This is a genomic window from Streptomyces sp. NPDC054841, from assembly GCF_053611045.1.
Map to the genome: position 1 here is coordinate 1 of NZ_JBSGZO010000781.1, position 2385 is coordinate 2385.

A 2385-nucleotide genomic window follows, 5' to 3' on the forward strand; every position below is an offset into this window, starting at 1 on the left:
GCCCCGGTCCTCGGCGGCACCACGCCCCGCAGCCCCATCGTGTCCGCCGTTTCCCGGCCGCCCGCGACCTCCTCCAGCAGTCGCGCGGCGGTGGCCGCGTCGGGCCGCCGGGAGGGATCCTTGTGCATCAGCAGCTGCAGGACGGGGCCCAGCCGGCCGGCCCGGCGCGGTTCGGGCAGCGGGTCGCCGACGATCGCGGTGAGGGTGGACCACGTCGACGTACGGCGGAATGGGGACGAGCCCTCCACCGCCGCGTAGAGCGTGGCGCCGAGCGCCCAGACGTCGGAGGCGGGGCCCGGGTCGTGGCCCTGGGCACGCTCGGGGGCCAAGTAGTCGAGCGAGCCGACCAGTTCGCCGCTGCGCGTCAGATGCGTGGCCGAGCCGTCGCCGGGGTCGTCCATCGCGGCGATGCCGAAGTCGGTGAGGACGACACGGCCGGTGCGGTCCAGCAGGATGTTGCCCGGCTTGACGTCGCGGTGGAGCACGCCGACGCGATGGGCCGCGCCCAGCGCCTCCATCACCCGGGCGCCGACGGCCGCGGCCTCGCGCGGGTCCATCACACCGCGCTCGGAGAGCACGTCGTCGAGCGACGGCCCGTCGACGAGCTCCATCACGATGACCGGCCGGCCCTCGTGCTCGGTGACGTCGTGGACGGCGATGACCCCCGGGTGGCGTACCCGTGCCGCCGCGCGCGCCTCGCGCTGCATCCGCAGCCGCAGAGCGGCCAGTTCGGGCGCGGACGAGTCCGTGTACGTCCGCAGCTCCTTGACGGCGACCTCGCGGCCGAGGACGTCGTCGACGGCGCGCCAGACGACGCCCATGCCGCCACGGCCCAGTTGCCCGATCACCCGGTAGCGGCCGGCCAGCCGCTCGTTCTCCCCCGAAGACACCGCTGCCCCGTTCCTCTGATCGCCTGTGGTGTGGCGTACAGACTACGGGGGCAGGGGTGTTCGCTCCGGCGCGTGTTACTGCGCCGTGGCCGTCAGGTCGCCGCGGCGCGGCCGGGCGAAGGCGTCGAGCTCGGCGCGGGTGAGCCCGGTGAGGCGGGCGACCTCGTCGTTGTCGAGGGCGCCGCAGTCGAGGCCGCGCAGCAGATAGCCGCTGAGCGCCTTCGCGGTGGCGGGCTCGTCCATGATGTCGCCCTCGGTCTTCGCCACGTACGCGGCGAGGCGGGCGGCTGCCGCCTCCATGCCCTCGCGGTAGAAGGCGAAGACGGCGGCGTAGCGGGTCGGGAGGTGCCCCGGGTGCATGTCCCAGCCCTGGTAGTACGCGCGGGCCAGGGCGCGGCGGGTGAGGCCGTAGTGGAGCTTCCAGGCCTGGTGGACGTGCTCGGTGGAGCCGACGGGCAGCACGTTCGTGGAGCCGTCGGAGACCCGCACGCCGGTGCCGGCGGCGGCGACCTGCATGATCGCCTTGGCGTGGTCGGCGGCCGGGTGGTCGCTGGCCTGGTACGCGGCGCTGACGCCGAGGCAGGCGCTGTAGTCGAAGGTGCCGTAGTGCAGACCGGTGGCGCGGCCCTCGGCGGCGTCGATCATGCGGGCGACGGTGGCGGTGCCGTCGGCGGCGAGGATGGACTGGCTGGTCTCGATCTGGATCTCGAAGCCGATCCGGCCGGCGTCCAGGCCATGGGCCTTCTCGAAGGCTTCGAGGAGCCGGACGAACGCCGTGACCTGCTCGGGGTAGGTGACCTTGGGGAGGGTGAGGACGAGTCCGTCGGGCAGTCCTCCGTGCTCCATCAGGCCGGTGAGGAAGATGTCCGTGGTGCGGATGCCGCGGTCGCGTACGGCGGCCTCCATGCACTTCATCCGGATGCCCATGTACGGGGCAGCGGTGCGGTTCGCGTACGCCTCGGAGATCAGGCGGGCGGCGCGGGCGGCGTCCGCGTCCTCGTCGCGGCCGTGGTAGCCGTCCTCGAAGTCGACGCGAAGGTCCTCGATGGGCTCGCGTTCCAGCTTGGCCCGTACCCGCGTGTACACGGGCTCGGCGAGCTCGTCGGAGAGGCCCAGGACCCGGGCCAGGGTCCCGGCGTCCGGCGCGTGCTCGTCGAGGGCCGCGAGGGCCTGGTCGCCCCAGGAGCGGATGGTGCCGGCGCCGAAGGCGTCACCGGGCACGTAGACGGTGTGGATGGGCTGGCGGGTGCCGGGGTCTCCCGGGTAGCGGCGGGCGAGCTCGGCGTCCACCGGTGCGAGGGAGGCGCTGATGTCCTCGCTGACCGCGCCGGCGAGGCTCGTCGCCACCTTCTCCTGCTGACCCATTACCGCACCCTCCACACTCTCGCCGTTTCCGTCTGCCGGAATCAACAATCCGTATGGTGAAGCTATCCGGGCGACTGACCTGCGTCAATGGTCCCCGGAACGGCGCGGGGCCGCGTGGTGGGGTTCACCG

2 protein-coding genes are annotated in these 2385 nt (G+C 73.4%); both read right to left on the reverse strand.

Translation table 11 applies throughout. The annotated features are described in order from the left end of the window. The coding region (locus tag ACWGI8_RS43135; protein WP_453668953.1) for a serine/threonine-protein kinase at positions 1-890 on the reverse strand (890 nt) is incomplete at its 3' end. A gap of 75 nt (positions 891-965) precedes the next feature. Beyond that, positions 966-2255 carry a DUF6986 family protein gene (locus ACWGI8_RS43140; protein WP_453668955.1) on the reverse strand — a complete coding sequence of 430 codons (1290 nt, stop codon included), beginning with the start codon at positions 2253-2255 and terminating at the stop codon, positions 966-968. Between the last annotated feature and the right edge of the window lie 130 nt (positions 2256-2385).